Below are 19,732 nucleotides of genomic sequence, written 5' to 3' on the forward strand. Positions count from 1 at the left end.
AACGCCGCGCAGAGACGGTCCGGCCTCCTCAATACCAGCGTAAGCCGCCTAAAGGCGCCTCTCCGGCATGAGCGAGGCCACCGACTTCACACTATCCGATGGCGTGCTTATAACATCACCACTATGACCCGGGTTGTGATATCCGGCGTCTTAGTGCTAAACACGATGCGCAATGATGGGAAGCGGCATCCCTTATTCCAGAGGCAGCCCCGGGCAGGCATGTGATGACTGACAGCGCGACCGTTCAACACTCCTCGGTCGAGGCCGAGGTGAACTACACGGCGCCCCTGCGCGAGCGTCCGAGGATCTATGCCTTCGATCCGCCGCCGGGCATCGCGAAATCCAACATTGTCGCCGAACCGCACCGCGTCGCCGTTCATGATGCGCGTCCGAATGCCAGGGCCTTCACGCTCGACGGCCAGGGTCTTGCGCTTATCAACCATGAGAGCGCCGCGAAAGATTTCGACGATGAAAAAGAAATCCGCCAAACCTATTACGCTGAAGCCGAGCAACTGCTGAAAGATGTCACCGGCGCTGACCGCGTTTTCATCTTCGACCATACGATCCGGCGTTACAAACCCGGCGTCTCCGATTGTACCGACGGACCGCGCCAACCCGCCACGCGGGTGCATGTGGACCACACCGCAAACTCAGCGCCGCAACGGGTGCGCGCCTTTCTGCCCCACGAGGCCGAAGAACTTCTGAAACACCGGGTTCAGATAATCAACCTCTGGCGGCCGATCAAGCATCCTGTATACGACGCTCCGCTCGCGATTTGCGACGCGACCACCGTCAGCCCGGACGACATTGTTCCCTCCGACCTCGTTTATCCGAAGCGTGTCGGCGAGACTTACAATGTACGCTTCGGCCCAAACCATTGCTGGTACTATGTTCCTCAGATGCAGCTTGACGAAGTCTTGCTTCTGAAATGCACGGACTCGCGGACGGACGTCGCCGCACGATTCACGCCTCATACCGCGTTCCTTGAGGAGAACGTGCCGGAGGCCGCGCCGCGCAGAGAGAGCATCGAGCTTCCAACACTCGTCTTTCATCAGCACTAGATGACAGCTTTCATCGGAATCTCTTGCTGCCGAAAGGAGTTCGAGCCTTCTGAGGCACTGGCCCATGCGGCGTCCGATACTTATGTGCAGGCCGTCTCTGATATTATTGGGGCCTTCCCTTTATTGATACCGGCCAACGGGGCGGGCGGTGATGTCGAGCGGCTGCTGGGCCTGTTCGACGGCATCATTCTTACCGGTAGCTACTCGAATATCGGGCCTGGGCACTACGGCGCGGAGCCGCATGATACCGAGACGCATGAGGACCCCCAACGCGACGGTGTGACCCTGCCGCTGATTCGTGCGGCGATTCAACATGCAGTTCCGATACTCGGAATTTGCCGAGGCTTCCAGGAGCTGAACGTTGCTTTGGGTGGAACCCTGCACCAGAGTCTGTGCTCCGTCGCCGGCAAGATGGATCACTGGACGCCGCTGCAATCGCTCGCGCTGCTGCGCAATGCTAAGACCCACAGCGTGCAGGTCACCCCAGGCGGCTGGCTGCATAGCCTGGCCGGAGCGAGCGAGATCTTGGTGAACTCGCACCACAACCAAGGGATAGAGCGGTTGGCGCCAAGCCTGCTTGCCGAGGCCGTCGCGAACGACGGCACGATCGAGGCTGCACGGGTCAGCGGCGCTCTCGGTTTCGCCGTGGGTGTGCAGTGGCATCCGGAATACGACATGTACACGGATGATGTGTCCCGTAGGATTTTCGAATCCTTCGGCTCCGCGGTGGCGGCTCATCGTGACGTTAGAGCGGCCGGTTGTTAGGCAAGCTTCGCGCAAACTCCTGAATCGTGCCGGCGTCTGACGCTTCGCAATCTTTCGGCAACGCGGCTTGGTGGCACACATTTGCCTACAGGCCTATTGGGACCGACAAGGCCATTTCGTCCTGAGTTGCACTCTTCTTGGAAGTGTTTTTATTGTTTGACTGTTGACTCTCGTGCTGAATGAGCTACCCCTCAAGCTTCTCGTGTGACACGCCGCGTCGCCTAAACGAATCGCGCAGCGGCGACAATGAGATATTGGTGAGGAGTTTAGTGATGCCCGATACCCATCTGGCGCCGGCCGCAGAGGCAATCGCCCGCGTGCATCTGCCGAGGCTCGGCGCGGAACCCGAAAACATTCGCGCGCTCATCGAACGGCATGCCGGCGAGAACTGGGTCAGGACGCTCGCTTTGAATCCCGATACCGCGAGACGGTTCGCCTCATATTTTGAGGATCTATTCCGCGTAAACGGTGCTCGCCTCCCCCTCCATGAACGTGAACTCATCGCTGTCGCCGTGTCAGCAACGAACGGGTGCGGCCTTTGCGAGATTCACCACACCATCGCTCTTGGCGAAGCACTCGGAGATGCGGTCCGCGCGCGGCGCATTGCGCTGGACCTGCATCTTGCGGTCTTGTCCCCCCGCGAACGGGCTCTGGTAGAGTTCGCTGTCAAAGTGACGAAAATGCCCAAACAGATCGATGAGTCCGTATTTCACAACCTGCGAGCGGCCGGGCTCGATGATGCGGACATCATTGAAGCGCTCGAGGTTAGCGCTTGGTTCAATCACACCAACCGCATCTTCATTGCGCTGGGCGTTCAACCAGACGAGAAGTACTTCTTCCGCGATGCGCAAGACGCGCAATAACGACTTTCGTCGATCGTTGACCGTATCGTGTGGACGCGAAGGCGAGTGGCTCTGGTGTGATCTTCGCGCCCGCAAAGAAAACGTTAGATAGAAAGGAGGCGTGCAGTGTCTCAATCAGTTGCCGTGCCAGAACTCTGGCCATTGGCCGCAAGCCCTCTCTCGCGCGCATCGGCGCTGAGATCGAAGGCGTGCGCCTTTCAGGTGAACTGCCTGACGCGACGATCGAGGGCATTCACGCAGCCCTCCTGCGCCACAAGGTTCTCTTTTTCCGACGTCACAATCATCTGACGGACGATCAGCAGGAAATCGTGTTGTGGTCATGCCCCCCATCCTGGGCGCGTCGCTGCGATTCTGCCTGTGACGACGGAGAGCGCACGGGATCGCTCCAACCCGGTCTTTATCCAGCTTCGTGATGAGATCCTGTCGCTACTGGGCGTCTCCGCGCACCAGTGACCCGCTCGCGCCACTGTCGGAGGCCGAGCCGGGACATGCCTTACCCAAAGTAGGCTATTCAGCCGCCGTCGCGATGGCCAGCGCGGCAGAGGCGAAGCGGTTCGCAGGCCGGCTTAGGACGAGATTTTCGCGCAGGGTCGTGCCTTCGTATTAGGTACGGAACCGCGGCGCTGCAACTCCGGAATAACCAACTCCACAAACTCCGCTAGCCCGCCAGGTAGGTGTGGGGGCATCACGTTGAAGCCATCCGCCGCATCCTGCGTGAACCATTCCTCAAGGTGATCGACGATCTGTGCCGGTGTGCCAAAGATATGCTTGGGGCCGCGCGCGCCAGCAGTGTGGAGGTTGGCGGGCGCGATCGACGCCGGCGGCCGCGAGGATCTGGCCATCTGCTATCACTATCAGCGTTCCGAGACGGACGTCGGTATCGCGATTGTCGCTGTGCTGATTGCCGTGGTCCGCGTTTTGCAATTTGTCGGGGATCGTATGGCAAAGGCGGTCGATCACATGCGCGGCCATTGCTGCAAGGCGCTACAGTTGATACGATAGCAATCAACGCGCGCATAGCGTGGTTACAAAAATCCGCCGTGGATCATGCGGCCAAAAGTAAGGATGCCTCATGCAAGGCTTACCGGTTCACTTTTTCCGTCGCCGGCTGTTGATGTCCCTTTTGCTGGGAGGGCTAACACTTGCCGGTGCCTCGCACGCCCGTGCCGCAGAACGAGGGGCAGTTCCCGCGGCGATCAAGAGCCGCGGGGCCCTTGTCATTGGTCTGGAAGGTACCTATCCGCCTTTCAACTATCAGGATGAGTCAGGCCAGTTGGTCGGATTCGAGGTCGATTTTGCTAAGGCGGTCGCCAAGCAGCTTGGCCTCACAACCGACTTCCGGCCGACGAAATGGGACGGTATCCTCGCCGCGCTTGCGTCCGGGCGTATTGATGTCGTGATCAATCAGGTCACGATCACGCCGGAACGTCAGAAGGTCTACGACTTCTCCGAGCCATATACGGTTTCCGGCATTCAAATCATCACCCGTCGCGGCGACGAGGCGAAATACGATGCGCCCGCGAAGCTTAAGGGCGTGCGCGTGGGCGTGGGGCTTGGCACCAATTATGAGCAGTGGCTGCGACAGAATGTGCCGGGCGCCGATATTCGTACCTATGATGACGACCCCACGAAGTATCAGGACCTGCGGGCCGGGCGGATCGATGCCGTGCTGAATGACCGTCTGGTCGCCGCTGATTTCATCAAGAAGTCCGGCGGTCCTTTTGTGGCCGCGGGCAAGCCTTTCGCGGCGCAGAGCGCCGGTATCGCGTTGCGCAAGGACGCCGAGTTCAAGGCAGCGCTCGACAATGCGATTGACCAGCTGCGCGCGGACGGAACGCTGAAGGCGATTTCGGTTAAATGGTTCGGCATCGACGTCACCCAGTGAACCGGCACCGAGCGGGCTGAACGCACGGAAATGATCGGCGCCGATCTGCAACTGGTCTGGGAGTCGGCGCCGTTTCTGCTACGCGGCGCGCTTTACACCATCGGACTCAGCGTTTCCAGCATGGCGCTGGGGCTCATCCTCGGTTTCGGGATCGCCTTGGCGCGGCTTTCTGGCATTCGTCCCTTGGTGTTGTTGGCACGGATCTATGTCTCCTTCATCCGTGGCACACCGCTTCTCGTGCAACTGTTCATTATATATTACGGCCTGCCTGAGATTGGCATACGCCTCGGCCCCATTCCGTCGGCGCTGATCGGCTTCACGCTCAGCGTCGCGGGATACAATTCCGAGATATTGCGTGGTGCCATTGCCGCGGTGGATCGCGGGCAATGGGAGGCTTCGGCGGTGATCGGAATGACCTGGACCCAGGCCATGCGTCGCGTCATCATGCCGCAAGCGGCGCGAACCGCGCTTCCACCTCTCGCCAATAGCTTCATCGCGCTTGTGAAGGACACGTCGCTTGCCGCGACCATTCAGGTGCCGGAACTGTTCCGGGAGGCGCAGCTTATCACAGCGCGCACCTTCGAAATATTTGCGATGTATATCGCGGCAGCGGTGATTTACTGGGTGCTGTCGAGCTTCCTTGCTATTGGTCAGCATGTGCTGGAGGCGCGAGTGAACCGCCATGTGGCGGTGCTGCGTGCCTGAGGCCGCGGCAATGATCGAAGTGCACGGACTCGCCAAGCGATTCAGCGGGATCGATGTGCTGCGCGGCATCGATCTGTCGGTGTCGCGCGGAGAGGTGGTTGCGATCATCGGCCCCTCGGGCTCCGGCAAGACCACATTGCTGCGCTGCCTCAACTGGCTGGAGGTGCCCAGTGCGGGCACCATCCGCATTGGTGCGACCGAAATCGATGCGGGTATCCAGGCGCCTCGGCAAAAAGCCAGGATCCGACAGCTTCGCCTTCGTGCGGCCTTCGTGTTTCAAAACTTCAATCTCTTTCCGCACATGACCGCGCTGGAGAATGTCATCGAGGGTCCCGTGGTGGTGAAGCGGGAGCGGCGAGACCAGGCACGGGCGAGGGGTCTCGCCTTGCTCGCGCGCGTCGGGCTGGCGGGGCGGGAGGATGTCTATCCGCAGCGCCTGTCGGGTGGCCAGCAGCAGCGCGTTGCGATCGCCCGGGCGCTGGCGATGGAGCCGGAGGTCATCCTCTTCGACGAACCGACCTCGGCGCTCGACCCCGAACTGGTGGGAGAAGTCTTGGCGGTCATTCGTGATCTGGCGCGCGAACAGCGTACCATGGTGATCGTGACACACGAGATGGGCTTTGCGCGCGACGTGGCGGATCGCACGATCTTCATCGATGGCGGTGTTATCGTGGAACAGGGGCCATCCGCGGCATTGTTTGCTGCCCCGCGGGAGGAGCGAACGCGGCGCTTTTTGAGGAAATTTCTTTCGTAGGGATTTTGCTTCGACCTTAGGTGGTCATCCAATCTGTCCAGAGCAGGATGTCCTTGGTTTGAACCATTCTCACGCCACCACGTCATGCTCGGCGAAGGCCGGGCATCCGCGTCTTGCTTGCGTAACGAAGGCAAGACGTGGATGGCACGCCTTCGCGTGCCATGACGGATGCTAAGGGCGCGGTTCAGAATTAGATCATCATTCGACTAATGCACCGCCGCATACATGATGCGTTCCTCGTCAACCTCCGCCGGTGAGAACTCCTCGACACACCGCCCCTGGCGGAAGACCAGGATGCGGTCAGAGAGGTTCATGATCTCCGGTAGGTACGAGGAAATGACGATCACAGCCAGACCCTCGTCGGCGAGGCCGCCGATCAGGGCGTGGATCTCGGCGATGGCGCCCACGTCCACGCCGCGTGTCGGTTCATCGAAGATGATGATGCGTGGCTTCTGCACCAGGCTTTTGCCGATCACCACCTTCTGCTGATTGCCGCCCGACAATTCCACTACCCGCTCATTGCTCTCGAGCGCCCGAATGTTGAGTGTCTTGCGCCAGGTTTCCGCAAGTCGCGCCATCTCCCGCATGCTGACCACGACCGACCGGTTGAGACCAGCCGCGAGATAGCCCGAATAGAGATTCTCGGCGATGGACTTGGTTTCAAAGAACCCTTCCAGTTTGCGGTCCTCGGTCACGTAGACAATCCCGTCCTGCATTGCCTGGCGAGGAACGCGGTACCGGATCGGCTGGCCGTCACGCTCGATCTCGCCGCCGCGTACGAAATCTCGCTTGTAGATGCCGGCGATGATCTTTGCTGTCTCGGTGCGGCCGGAGCCGATGAGGCCGAAAATGCCTGTTACCTGAGCGTAGAAGAGAGAAAACGCGTTGTTGCGGACGATATTACCCATCGACACGTCTTGCACGCTCAGCGCCTTGTCGCCGGCTCGGCGAAGGCCCGCGATATCATCCCGCTTGCGGTAGAGTTCCCCGGACAGCACCCGGCCCACCATGGCGGCGATGATGCTGTCGCGCGTGAAGCTCGGCGTCTCCCCTGTCGTGACCAAACCGCCGTCCCGCAGGATGGTAATGCGGTCCGAAATCCGCAGCGCTTCCTCCAAGGCGTGGCTGATGAAGACGATCGATACGCCGCGCGCTTTCAGCCGGCGCAGCAGGGCGAAGAAGTAGCGCTTTTCCTCTGGGGTTAGGGTTGCGGTCGGTTCATCGAAGATGATGACGCGGGCTCGCAGCCGCACAGCCCGCGCGATCTCCACCATCTGCCGTTTGGCGGCGCCGAGGGTGGAGACGAGCGCTCCGGGATCGACCGTGAAATTCAGGGATTGGAGGAATTGTTGCGCCGCCACCTGCACGCCGCGCAGCCGGCTGAGGAAGGGCTCGTCGCCGAGATAGAGGTTCTGCGCCACCGTCATGGACGGGACCAGGCTGGTTTCCTGGAACACCATCGCGATGCCGGCCGCCAGAGCCTCGGCTGGCGCGCGGAAAGCGACCGGCTCGCCCGCGAAGAGCATGGTGCCACCATCGGCTTCGACCGCGCCGGCCATGATCTTCGTCAGCGTCGATTTGCCGGCGCCGTTCTCGCCGACGAGGGCATGGATCTCGCCCTCCTCTAGTGTGAAATCGACATCCTTCAGGGCCACCGCGCCGCGATAGCTCTTGGCGATCTTTCGCATCTCGATGAGAGCGCTCATGGCAAAACCACCACCACATCGCCGCCCTGGGATGCCACAAGCAAACGGCCGTCATGTTCAACGAGGCCGGTCACGCCGTGGCGCTGGCCTCCGGCGCGGCTATGGGCGGAGGAGACCGGTTGCCACCGCGCATCGAGGCGGACGACCAGCCCATAGGAGCGCGTCGGCGCCCAGGGCTTGTGCACACCCATGGAGCGCACGCCGCCGCATTGCAGCGGCTCCAGAAAATTTCGGCCGGAAGCGAGGGCGGGGGCGATCCAGTGGCGGGGATCAAGCTCGGCCATCATCGATTGCCGATAGTCATCCTCACGCAGCACGAACTCGATCAGCCGGTTGCGCGGTGCGGCAATGGCCAGCCAGCCGCCACCTGCCGCGGCCGGTGTCAGCCGCGCCGGATAGCCGGGCAGACCCGTGAGCAGCGGCTTTGCGGGTCCGCCGGAGAGAGGGACGGAAAGGAGCCGGTGGCGGCCGCATTCGGAGACGATGATGTTGTCGACGTTCGCGGCCAGACCCCAGGGAAAGGCCAGCCCATCGGCCAGCCGTCGCGCCGCGCCGCCCGCCGCATCCAGCAGCCAGACCGCGCCGCTGCGGTCATGCCCCATGATGGAGCGCACCCAATCGGACGGCTTCAGTCCACGCGCGCCCTGCGCCACCGCCAGGCGATCTCGGTCGAGAAACAAAAGGGCCGTTGGGCAGTCCAGGCCAGCGGGTCGCGCGATCTCTGGTCCGCTGCCCGCCTGCCACAGGATGATACGGCCATCCTCCAGCCCCGCTGCAAAGCCGCCGCCGGGGCGAGCGGCGAGGCAAGCCACTCGAACGTCGAAACGCGCCACAGGCTGCGTCTCGCCGAGCGCCACTACCGTATCGCCGCTGGAGCAGAACACGCGTCCATCCACCACGATGAGGTCGTCGGGCGCGGTCAACCGCGCGATTGCTTCCGCGTCTTCCAGGAGAGTGTTTGGCCGGAAGGCGCCGTCGAGCGGTGGAATGGTGATGGCCCGGCCGCGCAGAATGTCGAGCAGGCTCATCGACCTTCGCCCCAATAGGATCGCATTCCGGTCCAGCTCGGATCGGCGCCCTCCAGCCTGTAGCGGCCGATGCGGTTGTTGAGGATACCGCCGACATAGAGCGCGCCTTTATGCTCGCGCATCGATGTCACCATCGGGTGGCTGTGCCCGCCGAGATTGCCCAGCACCTCGGTGATGGCACCGTTCTCGTCGAACTTCACCACGCCGCCGGTATTGATATTGGGGAACAGCCAATCATCCTGCGGCAGCCGCCGCGTCATTCGCTTGCGCATCCCGGGCTTGCGGAGCGCCAGATCGTAGGAGGGCGTGCGCATGCCCAGCCAGGCCATCCAGTAGCCGCCATCGGAGGCCCGGTTGATATTGTCGGGATAGCCGGGCATCGCGGCGATGACGCAATCCAGGCGCCCGGCTTTGGGCCCGTCGAACCAATAGCGATGGACGCGGCAGGCCCAGGATTCGGCCAGGAACAGGCTTTGCCCGTCATGCGCCATGCAGACGCCGTTGAGATAGCTCATGCCGCGCAGGACGGTGCGGGTGCGGCCGTTGCGGGGGTCATATACCAGCAGGCGGCCGGTGGGCCGGCTCTCCACACTGTCCAAGGCCCAATCATGGGCGTCGTAGCGCGTGGTGGAATCGGTGAAGAAGATGCGGCCGTCGGGCGCAATGTCGCAGTCGTTCGGGTCGCGCAGCCGCGCATCATCCAGGATGGAGAATGGCGTGCGATTGGTCTCGGCCGAAAGCCGCGTCACCGTCCGGTCGCGCGCGACGGAATAGAGGCCCATGGCGCCGACGCAGACCGTCAGTGCTCCGGCCCGGTCGAAGGCAAGACCGAGCGGGAAACCGCCGGTATGGGCGAAGACCTCCCACTGCTTGTAATCCGGCGCGAGGAAGCGGACCACCTCGCCATTTCGGGTGCCGCAATAGAGGTTGTCGTCCTCGTCGAGGATGACGTCTTCCGGACCCTCGATCTCTCCCAAACCGATGAACTCGGTCTCCGCCAGCCGGTCATTCAGCGCGAAGGGCGAGCCTGAATCGGGCTCGGCCGAGGGGGTGGAGGGCAAAGCGGAATAGACCGGGGCGACATAGACCTTCGCCAGGACCTTCGAGCGGTTCTTCAGCCAGCGCACATCGAGGAACACGGCCAGGGCCAGAACCACGCCGAGCACCATCTGGTTGGTACCACTGGTGAAGCCGAGGCGGATAAGACCGTTGGTCAGGATCAGGACGATGACCGCACCCATCAGCCCCTTGGCGATGGAGCCTCGCCCGCCACCCAGGCTGTTGCCACCGACGACGCCCGCCGTCAGCGCCAGGATTTCGAGCCCGGCGCCCGTGCCGGGGCCAACGCCCGATAGCCGTGCGCCGATCAGAAAGCCGGCCAGACCGCTGCACAGGCCGGAGATCATGTAGGTCATGAACACCGTGCGCCGCACGGAGATGCCTGCATTAAAGGCGGAGCGCCGGGAGCCTCCGACCGCCAAAACATGCCAGCCGAGGCGGGAGCGGCTGATGAAGACATGGGCAAGGATCGCGACCAGCACGGCCACGATCAGGCTGATGGGGAAACCCGCCACGCCCCCGTCTCCGATGAAGTCCCAGATTGGCGTCTGGACATCCGCAAGCTGCACCTGGGCCGAGAAGTTGACGACGAGGATGCTGTAGATCGCGTGCAGGATCGTGAAGGTGACGAGGGTGGTGAGAAAGGCGCGCAGCCGCAGGTAGCCGATCAGAACGCCATTGGCCGCGCCGACGACCGCGCCGGTCGCCAGGGCGGCCAGCAGCGCCAGCCAGATCGGACCGCCCATGATGTAGATGACGGCGACCGAGGCGAAGGCCGACAAGGCGAAGGTGGCGCCGACGCTGAGGTCGATCCCCCCGCCGAGCATGACAATCGTCAGGCCCATCACGACGATCGCGAATTCGCCCAGTTGCCGGGAGGCGTCGGCCAGGCTCGCCAGCGAGAAGAAGTCCGGGATGGCGGTGCCGACGCCGATCACGGTCGCCAGCAGAAACACCAAGGGAATCGCGTTGTCGGTCCAGCGCTTGGACAGCACTTCCCCGACCAAGTGATCGGGGAAGAGGCCGTAGCGCAGCCGGGCGAGACTTTCGGAGAGTTTCACGTGCGAGAAAGCCCAGGTGAGGCGAGCCGCCTGCTCACTTGCTCTTCGCGAAATCCTTCAGGTTCCAGCAGGTGCCGTTCTTGATGTCGGCCTTGGTGGTGATGTGCTCCGGCGTATAGAGCCAGGTCTTGACCGTGCCGGGCTTGATGCCGCTCTGCATCAGGAACTTGATCGTGGTGATGACATCGCGGGACTGGTTCGGCACGTCCGTCGCGACGAGGGCATCGATCACACCGGTATCGAGCAGGTTGCAATCCGCCTGCTCGCCACCGCCTGTGGTGGCGAGGGTGATCTTGCCTGTCTTGCCCGCGGCGCGGATGGCGGCGGCGGTGCCCTGGGCCGTCGCATCCCAATAGTCGATGATGCCGCAGACATTCGGATGCTGCTGGATCAGCGTCGTCGCGACTGAACGTGCGGTGCTCGCATCCCAGTTCGAGTCCGGCTGCGCGACGATCTTAAAGTCCGGGTGGTCCTTCAGAACGTTCTGGATGCCGGTATATTGGTCGAGGCTGGAGGAATTGGTCTGGTCGCCCTGGATCAGACCGATTTCCTTGGACGAGTTCGGGCCGCAGCCGTTGATGACGGCCTGCGCCTCAAGCTCACCGAGCTTGGTCCAGTTGCTGCCGACGAAGGCTTCGGTCGGATAATTGGTCGGGTTATCGACCTGGATCACATAGATGCCGGCTTCCTGCGCCCGGCGGAAAAGCTTAGAATAGCTCTGTAGATCTGGCGCCTGCACGATGATGACGGCGGGCTTGCTGTTGATGGCCTCGGTGATCGCCTGGGCACCGGCCTCAGTGTTCCAGTTGGGGTCCCGCACCTCGAACTTGCCGCCGGCAGCCTTGACCGCATCACCGACGTAATGGGCCCAGCCTTGGGCAAGATCCTCGCCAGTGGACATGGGCACCAGCACGACCGTCTTATCTTTGAGCGCCGCGTCATAGGTGGCGGGACCGGGATCGTTGCGGGCGAAGGCGGGGGCGGCGGCGAGGAAGCCAGCCGTGGCGAGCGCGAGGGCGGTCTTGGAGGCAGGCATTTTCTTGTTTTCCCTTTTGTCGTCGTGAGGATCAGATGTCGCCTTGCTGGTCGGTTTGTTCGTCGCGCGGGTTCAACACGCCGTCAACGATGAGGGCCGCAAGCAGGACAGTGGCTTTGATGAGGTTCTGGTAGAGGTCGCTGATATCCAGGATCGTCATGCCGTTGAGCAGGATGCCGATGAGCAGCGTACCCACGATGAGGTTGCGCACACCACCCTTGCCGCCCGAAAGGCCGATGCCGCCGATGACCACCACGAGAATGACGTCATACAGCAGCGAGGAATTGACGATGCGGGTATTCATCGAGTGGATGCCCGCCGCCATAATAAGCCCGGCGACGAAGGCGAGCAGTGCCGACACGACATATTGGAGCACGATCACCGGCCGGACCGGCAGGCCCGCATTGCGCGCCGCGTTCAGGTTGTCGCCGATCAAATAAATATAGCGACCGTATTTGCTGAAGCGCAGCCACAGGAAGGCCCCGACCAAGATGAACGCGAAGACCACCACCTCAACGGGTATGGAGGCCAGGCGCGCATTGCCAAAGGCCGTGAACAGGTCGTGGCCGGGCGGCAGGTAGATCACATCCTGGGTCAGGAACTGGGACCGTCCAAGGCCATAGACAAAGGTGCCGGTTGCGAGTGTCGCGAAGATCGCGGGCATTTCGGCATAGGCGGTGAGGACGCCATTGAGCGCCCCCACGGCGATGACGCCCACCAGAGCAAGCAGGAGCGCGATGCCGATCGGGTAGGATTGGCCGAGCAGGTTGAGAAAGACCGCCACCGATATCGCCAGGATTGCGACCAGCGACAGATCGATCCCCCGACCGATCACGACGATGCCCATGCCTACGGCGAGGATGCCGAGCAACGCCACGCTGCGCAGCAGTGCGATAATGTTTCCGGTTGTCAGGAAGCCGTGCAGAACGAAGGAGAAGGTCAGGAATAGAAGGATGGTGAGCAGAAAAACAGTGTCTTCCTGACGCCGGCGGCCAAGCAAAAGAAACCAGCCGGTCATGGCTAGCTGGCTGCGATCGCTAGTGAGTCGGGCATCATCGGTCGTCTCTCCAGGCACTTCACACAAGTCTTGTGTGTGATAGGAGTAAATCAACGATCAGGCAAGGCAGAACGCTCTACGCAACTGCGAGACGGCGAATGCAAGATGGCGCGGGGCAGCGCCGGTACCACGCTTTCAGCCGACGCTTTGCCAATGGCCAAATGCCGCGGCCGTGGAGCAGAACAGGGGAACGATACTGGGAGCTCTCACGCCAAGCGGCCAAGCAAGGCGCAAGCATCTCGTAAAGGACCGGGACAATAGAACCTCAGCCGCCGATCGTTCCTCTGCCAGCGAACCGGAGTTTGATCGAACCTACGCGCCCTCGGCCAATGCTTGGTTTTCACTAAATTGTTGCAGTGTGTAACAGCGACGCAAAGAGGAAAGCCATCGCGCTCAATTTCTGCGTATAGTCTGAGTGGCCGCCCATCGTCTCAGGATGAGCTCTATGAGCGAAGAAGCAATTCTTGCGATCGACGATATTGTTCGTGGTGTTTCTACCACGGACGGTGCGCTTGTCGTGCTGACGCTACAGGCCGGTCTAAACCTCATCGACATTGCTTTTACAGCTCCGAAGGCTGCCGAACTGGTCGGCATTCTCGCTCGCGCTCTGGACCAGGCTGCCCAAAACCGAATGAGATAAAGGGCCCGCAACGCGCTTGCCAAGCGAATGCGTTGGGTTCTCGTAGGGCAACATGGGCAAACTGCTTGCCAATCTCTGTTTGCTCGCAGCGACCTTCCTGGTCGCGAGTACGTCCCCGGGATACGAAGCTGGAACAGCCGTGCCGCTTGCCGCGCATCGCGCCTTGTACCTTATGATCCTAGGTAACGTGGAAAATAGCGGAACGACCAGTGCCTCCGGTGCGATGGAATATGAGGTCATTGACGGCTGCGTCGGCTGGGCGGTCCAGCAGCGGATGGATGTGACAACGCCAGACCGCGACGGTGCCGAAACCCGTGCGGTATCGGACTACTCGACCTGGGAATCGAAGGATGGGCACGAGTTCCGTTTTCACATCGCGCAGACGGATGGCGACAAGATCGTGCGGCAACTTCACGCTAAAGGCTGCGCTTAGCCAGATTGAGGTGTTGCCGCGTCGTTGCTAGCAGGGTCGTTAGCGAAAACTAAGCCCTCGGTGCGAGCAGTCGCGGCCTTCCGCCCAGGCGCTGCCTGGCCGCTCCAATACAGGTTCGTATGCGCGATGACTTGCTTCGGCGAGGAAGCGCCCCATGCCGCGCGGTCCTCGATCTTGTGGGCGTCACGGATGAGCGTGACGTCGTAACCGCGGACGAATGCACCATGGAGCGTCGAGAGGATACATGCATCGGTCTGGGCGCCGACGACAACAAGTCGCCCGCTTTCGAGACTTGACAGGACGATCTCGAGGTCGGTGTCTTCAAAAGAGTCGCCGTAAGTCTTCTCGACAGGTGACTCCGTGTCGTGCGGAGCGAGTCCGGGAACGATGCGCCAATTCTCACTCCCCTTCGCGAGGTCCGTGCCGGAGTGCTGGACCCAGATAACGGGAACGTCTTCCCGACGACCCATCTCAGCGAGGGCGTCCGATGTTCGCCACGACCGCGTCACGGTCATAGGCATTCCAACGACGCCGTTCTGCATGTCGACTACAATTAGTGCGTTGTTGGGACGGATCTTGAGGGTCGGCATGACGCCTAGACCTTCAACATCAGTGGGCAGCGATCCGAAATTTTCGGCTGCGCCACCACAGCGAAATCCAAAACCTCGACGTGTTTGTTGGCAAGCATGTAGTCCGCAAATCCTCCCGGCTTCGCGTAGTGCGAAGTGCGCGTGCCAGCGAATCCTCAGGTCGTTACAAATCCATTAGACCTATCTTCGCCAGTATCGTGAAGGATCGGGAAGGGCTGCAGCAACGTGGCGGAAGAAGTTCGCTCGCGTGGCAGGACGTGGTCTTTGTCTCGATAGGTCAGCCAGTCCTTGTCCGTCTCGGGAGTGTGGACGACTTCTTGAAGGCACAGAACATCGGGAGATGCTGATGTTAGGTAGGACGTCAGAGAGTCCTGCAGTTTGCCGCCCCAGCCATTGAGGCACATGATCTTCATCGTGCCGGATAAAGCTCTGGATCATCTGCGTGCCAAACGCAGTGTGGGGTTGAGGTTCGCACAAGAAACTCACTGCCGACACCGCATGTCGGCAGGAGGATCTCACCGTCCTGTTCTACGACAATGCCGTCAGGCGTCAAAGTCGGTCGCGATGGCCTCGGTTTCCCAGGCTTCCATGTCCTTCGTCAGGTTCGCGATCTTGGTCCGGGCTAAATGATAGGCGCGGGGGCCCAACGGCAGGTGAAGCGGCGGATCCTTAGCGTCGATGGCATGGAGGATCACCTTGATCGCCTTGTCGGGGTCTCCGACCTGCTTGCCATCGTTGCCCGGTCGAGAGGCGCGAACTTTACCCGCGGTTTCGCTGTAAGCAGCAATCTCGTGCTTGGCGACTGACATCGATCGTCCGAGGAACTCCGTCCGGAACGGGCCGGGTTCGACAATGATGACGGCGATCCCGAAAGGGGCAACCTCTCCGGCCAAAGCCTCAGAAAGGCCCTCAACCGCGAATTTGGTACCATTGTAATAGCCATAACCAGGCGCGCCGAGGAGGCCAGCTCCCGAAGACAAATTGACGATCCGGCCGCCGCGGCTCTTCCGAAGAGCAGGGAGCGCCGCCCGCGTCGTCTCGATCAGGCCGAAAACATTGGTCTCGTACATCGGGCGATATTCGTCGGGCGTGGCTTCCTCTACCGCGCCGATGAAGCCATATCCCGCGTTATTCACGAGTATGTCGAGCTGCCCGAACGCGTCTTGCGCCAAGGCAACGGCCTTCGCCGCATCGCCTGCTTTGGCGACATCCAACGCGATGGCGCGCGCCGTCTTCGGATATTGGGCCACAAATTTCGAAAGCGTGCCGGGGTCGCGAGCGCTGACCACAACATTGTCACCGCGTGCCAGCGCCGCGTGCGCCAGGAGTTTTCCAAATCCGCCGGAGCAACCGGTAATGAGCCAAGTCTTCATCATCTGTATCTCCTTAATTCCCGGACGGTGCCGGTGGGACGCGGCAGCGCAGGATAGCCATCATATGCCCCTCACTGTTGATGCGACAATGACACGCGGGTCCTCAGGCGCCTGCGGATAGAGGCGGGCAGCGCGGTTATCGGCACAATCGACTCATGGTTGCTGAGCCGCTTCTCCACAGACGATCCGGTCAGCGAAATTGGCAATGCGTCCCGCACTCAGCTCCTAGATGTGGCGAGCGGCGCGTGGGACCATGACCTGCTCGCGCTTTTCGGGTATCCGCGAGACCGCGCCGCCTGGGGTGCCGAGACCGACAGGCTGTCGCCAGGCGAAAGGCGTGGTCGCTGTGGCCGGGGGTCAACGGAAGGTTGCGGGGTTGCTCGGCGCGATGCTCGGGAAGCTCATTAATGTTTTGGTGACAGATCAATTCACGGCTGCCCGGCTCGACGCTACCCAAGACAATAAACCTTATCGGAATAGACGCGGCGATCACCTTTTGGCTCGCGCGTGATGGCGCGGCCGTGGTTGTCGCCGCGAATGAACCTTCCGTCGAGGTAGTCGCGGAAGCCATTCGCGGCGCGCGCGGGCGGGCAGGCATCGTCCATCGTCGCTGATGTCACGGATATCGCGGATGTCACGGAGATCTTCGATCTTGCCGAAAGGGACTCCGGTCGCGTTGATATGTCCGTCCAGAAGGCGCGCGTCATCACGATCGCTCGGATAGACGATCTACCCGAGGAGGATTGGGACAAGGTCAAGGCGGTGAGCACCAAGGGGTGTTCCTTTGCGGTCAGGTGGCAATCGCGCGCATTCGCAAGCACGGCGACGGCGGCCGCCTGATCAATACGGCATCGGATCAGGCGCGGCAGGGCTTCATATTCACACCGCACTATGCCGCCAGCAAGTTCGGTGTCATCGGCATCACGCAAAGCCTCACCAGGGAAGTCGCGAAAAAGGGCATCACGGTCAACGCCTTTTGTCCGGGGATCATCGAGACTGATATGTGGGCCTATAACGACCGAGCCTGGGGCAAGCTGCTGGCAAACTACGGGCCGGGCGAGCTGATGGCGGAATGGGTGAAGAATGTTCCGATGGGACGAGCCGGAGGGGCGAAGACGTCGCTGGGCTTGTTGCGTTTCTGGCCGGACCGGACTCCGCTTATATCACGGGCCAAACGATCAACGTCGATGGGGGTTGATCATGTCCTGAGAGATTGTTGCAGAATTTCATTGAATGTCTTGAGCTTGTCGCCTCCGGGCCACGCTATGTTGACAGCATTCCGGCCCATCCTTAGCGTGAGATCACTGATAACCAGCGCGATTTCGCGAGAGGTGTGGCCGTTCTATCTTGCCGCGGTAGACGGGAGGGGATGAGCGCGCGAGAGGGAGGCCGCCAGCAATGCCGGGACGGGAACCGTGAGCGGGCGAGTGCTTGTCTTTGTGGGGTCGCTGACCCGAAATACGCCCTTCTTCGGCCCGGCGCGCGGTGACGGCATCCATGTATTCGTCTTCGACGGAGATAAAGGCGCACTTCAGCCTTTGAGCGTGACAACGGGCGCGGACAATCCGAACTATATCGCGTTTGATCCCGAGCAGAACGTCCTCTACGCGGCGAGCGAAGTCTTCGAGTGGCATGAGGGTATCGTAACCAGCTACGCGCTTGATCCGCTGTCGGGTGGGCTGACCTATATCAACAAGCAGCCGACGCTCGGCCATCTCTCGGCCTTCGTCTCGCTGGATCGGCGCCGGCGCCACCTCCTTGTCTCGAATTACAGCATGCAGCCAGCGGCAACGAGACCGGGCAAGGCGCTGGTGGTTCTCCCGCTCGATGCCGGCACGATCAAGCCAGCGAGCGACAGCGTGGTGCGCGCCGGAACCGGCCCGAATGCCGAGCGGCAGGAGCGATCGCACGCGCATTGTCTGGTCGAAACACCGGAGGGGCGGCTGGTCGCCGCGGATCTCGGAACCGACGAGGTCGCCTTCTACAATTTTGATGCCGAGGCCGGCCGCATGAGCGAGGAGCCAGTGGAAGTCATCGCCATGCCACCCGGTTCCGGACCACGCCATCTCGTCTGCTCGAAAGACGGCGCGCGAATCTATGTTCTCAACGAGATGGCTCAAACCGTGACGTTGTTGACTAGACCCGGTGAGGGCAGGTCTTACGAGATCGCGCAGAGTGTCTCGACCTTGCCGGAAGGGGCTGACACCAGCGGCACATCGGCCGGGATTGTGCTTTCTCCCGATGGACGTTTCCTCTTTGCGAGCAATCGCGGCCATGACAGCATCATGGCGTTTCGCATCGACCCCGGCAGCGGGCGGCTAACCCAGATTGGTGCTTGCGCAAGTGGTGGCCGCACGCCGCGAACATTCGCCATTGATCCGTCGGGCGGCTTCCTCATCGTCGCCAATCAGGAAGGCCACAACCTCACGATTCTCCAGATCGACCAGGCGACCGGCGCGCTCGCCGACAATCAAACTTCCATCGAGCTGAGTTCGCCCATGTGCGTCTCCGTCGCGCTGCTGCCTTAGTGAACGGCGGTTCGTCGGCCAGCGACGAGGACTGTGAACGAAAAAACAAATAAGAAAGAGGAGTAACGACCATGCGTTTGCGCCAAACTCTCAAAACCGCCGCCGCCTCACTTAGCACCGTGGCTTTCGTTGCCGCGACGAGCCTGGCGCCGATCTCGCCGGCCTTCGCGGCCGATTCAGCCAACAGCAAGCCGAAAGGCTGGACCGATGCGTCGGTCGATTGCAAGGCGATCGGTCTTGCAAAGCCGCCGCCCTGGACCATCGGCGTGTCCAACTATGGCCTGACCAACTCCTGGCGCGTCCAGATGATCGCCGAACTCAAGGCGGCGGCGGCGAAGGACAGTCGCATTAAAGGTCTCGTGATCACCAATGCGGACGGCAATATCGCCAAGCAGGTCTCGGATATCGAGGATCTGCTCACGCGCAATGTTGACGGGCTGCTCATCACGCCCCTGACGCCGGACGGTTTGAACGGACCGCTTCAGGATGCGACCGACGATAAGGTGCCGACAGTCCTCTTCAACGATCGTGTTAACAGCAACAAATTCACCGGCATTGTTTGGGCCGATGAATACAAGTTCGGTGCGATCGGCGGCGCGTGGCTGAAAGAAAAGCTGAACGGCAAGGGCCAGATTGTCATGCTGGATGGCATCCCTGGAACGGCCGTGAACGATCTACGCTCACAAGGGGCGATCGACGCCATGGGACCGGGCATCAAGGTTCTCGCCCGTCAGCCCGGGGCTTGGGCTTACGACAAGGGCAAGGCGGCGATGGAGGATCTGATCTCCGCCTATCCGAAGATCGATGGCGTCTATTCGCAGGGCGGCGCGATGTCCCAGGGCGCGATCGACGCGCTGCTGGCGGCGAAGCGCCCGCTCGTGCCGATGCCGGGTGAGGGGTATAATGGGTTCCTCAAGACCTGGTCGGACAACAAGTCGAAAGGCTTCTCAGCCATAGCGCCGGACGATCCCACCTGGCAGAGCAGCGCGGCGCTCGGGCTGCTGACGCAATGCCTCGCGGGCGGCACGATCCAGAAGTGGAAGGAATTGCCGATCCCGACCATCACCGATGCGAATGTCGACCAATATGTCCGGAAGGATTGCCCGGACGACGTCTGGGCCAATACGAAGATGACGCATGACGAAGTCACCAAACTCTACAAATGCGGCAGCTAGGCTTTTAGCAGCC

Annotated in this window: 20 protein-coding genes and 2 pseudogenes; 14 read left to right on the forward strand and 8 right to left on the reverse strand. The window is 61.5% G+C overall.

Features of this window, described 5'->3' with window-relative positions:
- The first annotated feature begins 269 nt into the window (after positions 1 to 269).
- The 7 genes from GSQ83_RS13845 to tcyN all read left to right on the forward strand — a co-directional run bounded on the left by GSQ83_RS13845 (position 270) and on the right by tcyN (position 6,033).
- Positions 270 to 1,061, forward strand: a complete 792-nt coding sequence (locus GSQ83_RS13845; RefSeq protein ID WP_216850166.1) for a CmcJ/NvfI family oxidoreductase — start codon at positions 270 to 272, stop codon at positions 1,059 to 1,061.
- Positions 1,062 to 1,826, forward strand: coding sequence for a gamma-glutamyl-gamma-aminobutyrate hydrolase family protein (locus GSQ83_RS13850; RefSeq protein WP_158803462.1), 765 nt, complete (start codon positions 1,062 to 1,064; stop codon positions 1,824 to 1,826).
- A 272-nt stretch (positions 1,827 to 2,098) separates the two neighbouring features.
- Positions 2,099 to 2,689 carry a peroxidase-related enzyme gene (locus GSQ83_RS31320; RefSeq protein ID WP_158803463.1) on the forward strand — a complete coding sequence of 197 codons (591 nt, stop codon included), beginning with the start codon at positions 2,099 to 2,101 and terminating at the stop codon, positions 2,687 to 2,689.
- Positions 2,690 to 3,487: 798 nt separating this feature from the next.
- The gene (locus GSQ83_RS13860) at positions 3,488 to 3,691 is read left to right on the forward strand and encodes a hypothetical protein (RefSeq protein ID WP_158803464.1); all 204 of its coding nucleotides are present in this window, start codon (positions 3,488 to 3,490) and stop codon (positions 3,689 to 3,691) included.
- A gap of 70 nt (positions 3,692 to 3,761) precedes the next feature.
- Complete coding sequence (gene tcyJ / locus GSQ83_RS13865) at positions 3,762 to 4,574, forward strand: cystine ABC transporter substrate-binding protein (RefSeq protein ID WP_158803465.1); 813 nt, start codon at positions 3,762 to 3,764, stop codon at positions 4,572 to 4,574.
- Positions 4,575 to 4,604: 30 nt separating this feature from the next.
- Positions 4,605 to 5,279 carry a cystine ABC transporter permease gene (tcyL, locus tag GSQ83_RS13870; RefSeq protein WP_158803466.1) on the forward strand — a complete coding sequence of 225 codons (675 nt, stop codon included), beginning with the start codon at positions 4,605 to 4,607 and terminating at the stop codon, positions 5,277 to 5,279.
- Positions 5,280 to 5,289: 10 nt separating this feature from the next.
- Positions 5,290 to 6,033 (forward strand): L-cystine ABC transporter ATP-binding protein TcyN, encoded by a 744-nt coding sequence (gene tcyN, locus GSQ83_RS13875; protein ID WP_158803467.1) that lies wholly within the window; start codon positions 5,290 to 5,292, stop codon positions 6,031 to 6,033.
- A gap of 206 nt (positions 6,034 to 6,239) precedes the next feature.
- On the opposite strand, the gene GSQ83_RS13880 is transcribed toward tcyN, so the two are convergent.
- From GSQ83_RS13880 to GSQ83_RS13900, 5 genes are read right to left on the reverse strand one after another with little or no spacing between them, the layout of a single operon-like run.
- Positions 6,240 to 7,739 (reverse strand): sugar ABC transporter ATP-binding protein, encoded by a 1,500-nt coding sequence (locus GSQ83_RS13880; RefSeq protein WP_158803468.1) that lies wholly within the window; start codon positions 7,737 to 7,739, stop codon positions 6,240 to 6,242.
- Positions 7,736 to 8,767, reverse strand: a complete 1,032-nt coding sequence (locus tag GSQ83_RS13885; RefSeq protein WP_158803469.1) for a hypothetical protein — start codon at positions 8,765 to 8,767, stop codon at positions 7,736 to 7,738. Before GSQ83_RS13885 ends, GSQ83_RS13880 begins: the two co-directional genes overlap by 4 nt.
- On the reverse strand, positions 8,764 to 10,887 hold the full coding sequence (locus GSQ83_RS13890; RefSeq protein ID WP_158803470.1) for an ABC transporter permease subunit: 2,124 nt from the start codon (positions 10,885 to 10,887) through the stop codon (positions 8,764 to 8,766). The genes GSQ83_RS13885 and GSQ83_RS13890 overlap by 4 nt, the downstream gene beginning before the upstream one ends.
- A gap of 34 nt (positions 10,888 to 10,921) precedes the next feature.
- Positions 10,922 to 11,923, reverse strand: a complete 1,002-nt coding sequence (locus tag GSQ83_RS13895; protein WP_158803471.1) for a sugar ABC transporter substrate-binding protein — start codon at positions 11,921 to 11,923, stop codon at positions 10,922 to 10,924.
- 31 nt (positions 11,924 to 11,954) lie between these two features.
- Positions 11,955 to 12,941 carry an ABC transporter permease gene (locus GSQ83_RS13900; protein WP_158803472.1) on the reverse strand — a complete coding sequence of 329 codons (987 nt, stop codon included), beginning with the start codon at positions 12,939 to 12,941 and terminating at the stop codon, positions 11,955 to 11,957.
- Between the two features lie 484 nt (positions 12,942 to 13,425).
- Here GSQ83_RS13900 and GSQ83_RS13905 point away from each other — a divergent pair, with 484 nt between their 5' ends.
- Positions 13,426 to 13,620, forward strand: coding sequence for a hypothetical protein (locus tag GSQ83_RS13905; RefSeq protein WP_158803473.1), 195 nt, complete (start codon positions 13,426 to 13,428; stop codon positions 13,618 to 13,620).
- Between the two features lie 52 nt (positions 13,621 to 13,672).
- Entirely contained in the window at positions 13,673 to 14,053 is a 381-nt protein-coding gene (locus tag GSQ83_RS13910) for an EipB family protein (RefSeq protein WP_158803474.1), read from the forward strand.
- Here GSQ83_RS13910 and GSQ83_RS13915 read toward each other — a convergent pair.
- Entirely contained in the window at positions 14,050 to 14,643 is a 594-nt protein-coding gene (locus tag GSQ83_RS13915; RefSeq protein WP_158803475.1) for an isochorismatase family protein, read from the reverse strand. The genes GSQ83_RS13910 and GSQ83_RS13915 overlap by 4 nt on opposite strands.
- 542 nt (positions 14,644 to 15,185) lie before the next feature.
- A complete protein-coding gene (locus GSQ83_RS13920; protein WP_254065684.1) occupies positions 15,186 to 16,019 on the reverse strand; it encodes an oxidoreductase in 834 nt (277 codons plus the stop codon).
- Between the two features lie 144 nt (positions 16,020 to 16,163).
- On the opposite strand from GSQ83_RS13920, the pseudogene GSQ83_RS31325 reads away from it, so the two are divergent.
- Together GSQ83_RS31325 and GSQ83_RS31330 are read left to right on the forward strand one after the other, a co-directional pair.
- Positions 16,164 to 16,292, forward strand: a pseudogene (locus GSQ83_RS31325) (hypothetical protein); the annotation flags it as partial.
- The gene (locus GSQ83_RS31330; protein WP_371418017.1) at positions 16,270 to 16,527 is read left to right on the forward strand and encodes a sugar-binding domain-containing protein; all 258 of its coding nucleotides are present in this window, start codon (positions 16,270 to 16,272) and stop codon (positions 16,525 to 16,527) included. The pseudogene GSQ83_RS31325 and the gene GSQ83_RS31330, both read left to right, overlap by 23 nt.
- Here the strand turns inward: GSQ83_RS31330 and GSQ83_RS29945 are convergent.
- Positions 16,466 to 16,654: a hypothetical protein gene (locus GSQ83_RS29945; RefSeq protein ID WP_216850182.1), complete on the reverse strand. Its 189-nt coding sequence runs from the start codon at positions 16,652 to 16,654 to the stop codon at positions 16,466 to 16,468. The two genes, GSQ83_RS31330 and GSQ83_RS29945, sit on opposite strands and share 62 nt — an antisense overlap.
- Here GSQ83_RS29945 and GSQ83_RS29955 point away from each other — a divergent pair.
- From GSQ83_RS29955 to GSQ83_RS13945, 3 genes and pseudogenes are all read left to right on the forward strand, one after another.
- Positions 16,641 to 17,214: pseudogene (locus tag GSQ83_RS29955) on the forward strand (SDR family oxidoreductase). The gene GSQ83_RS29945 and the pseudogene GSQ83_RS29955 sit on opposite strands and share 14 nt — an antisense overlap.
- Positions 17,215 to 17,431: 217 nt before the next feature.
- A complete protein-coding gene (locus GSQ83_RS13940; RefSeq protein WP_158803477.1) occupies positions 17,432 to 18,544 on the forward strand; it encodes a lactonase family protein in 1,113 nt (370 codons plus the stop codon).
- A gap of 71 nt (positions 18,545 to 18,615) precedes the next feature.
- Positions 18,616 to 19,719: an ABC transporter substrate-binding protein gene (locus GSQ83_RS13945; protein ID WP_158803478.1), complete on the forward strand. Its 1,104-nt coding sequence runs from the start codon at positions 18,616 to 18,618 to the stop codon at positions 19,717 to 19,719.
- Positions 19,720 to 19,732 lie beyond the last annotated feature (13 nt).

The sequence above is a fragment of the Acidisoma sp. L85 genome, assembly GCF_009765865.1.
Taxonomy (GTDB): domain Bacteria; phylum Pseudomonadota; class Alphaproteobacteria; order Acetobacterales; family Acetobacteraceae; genus Acidisoma.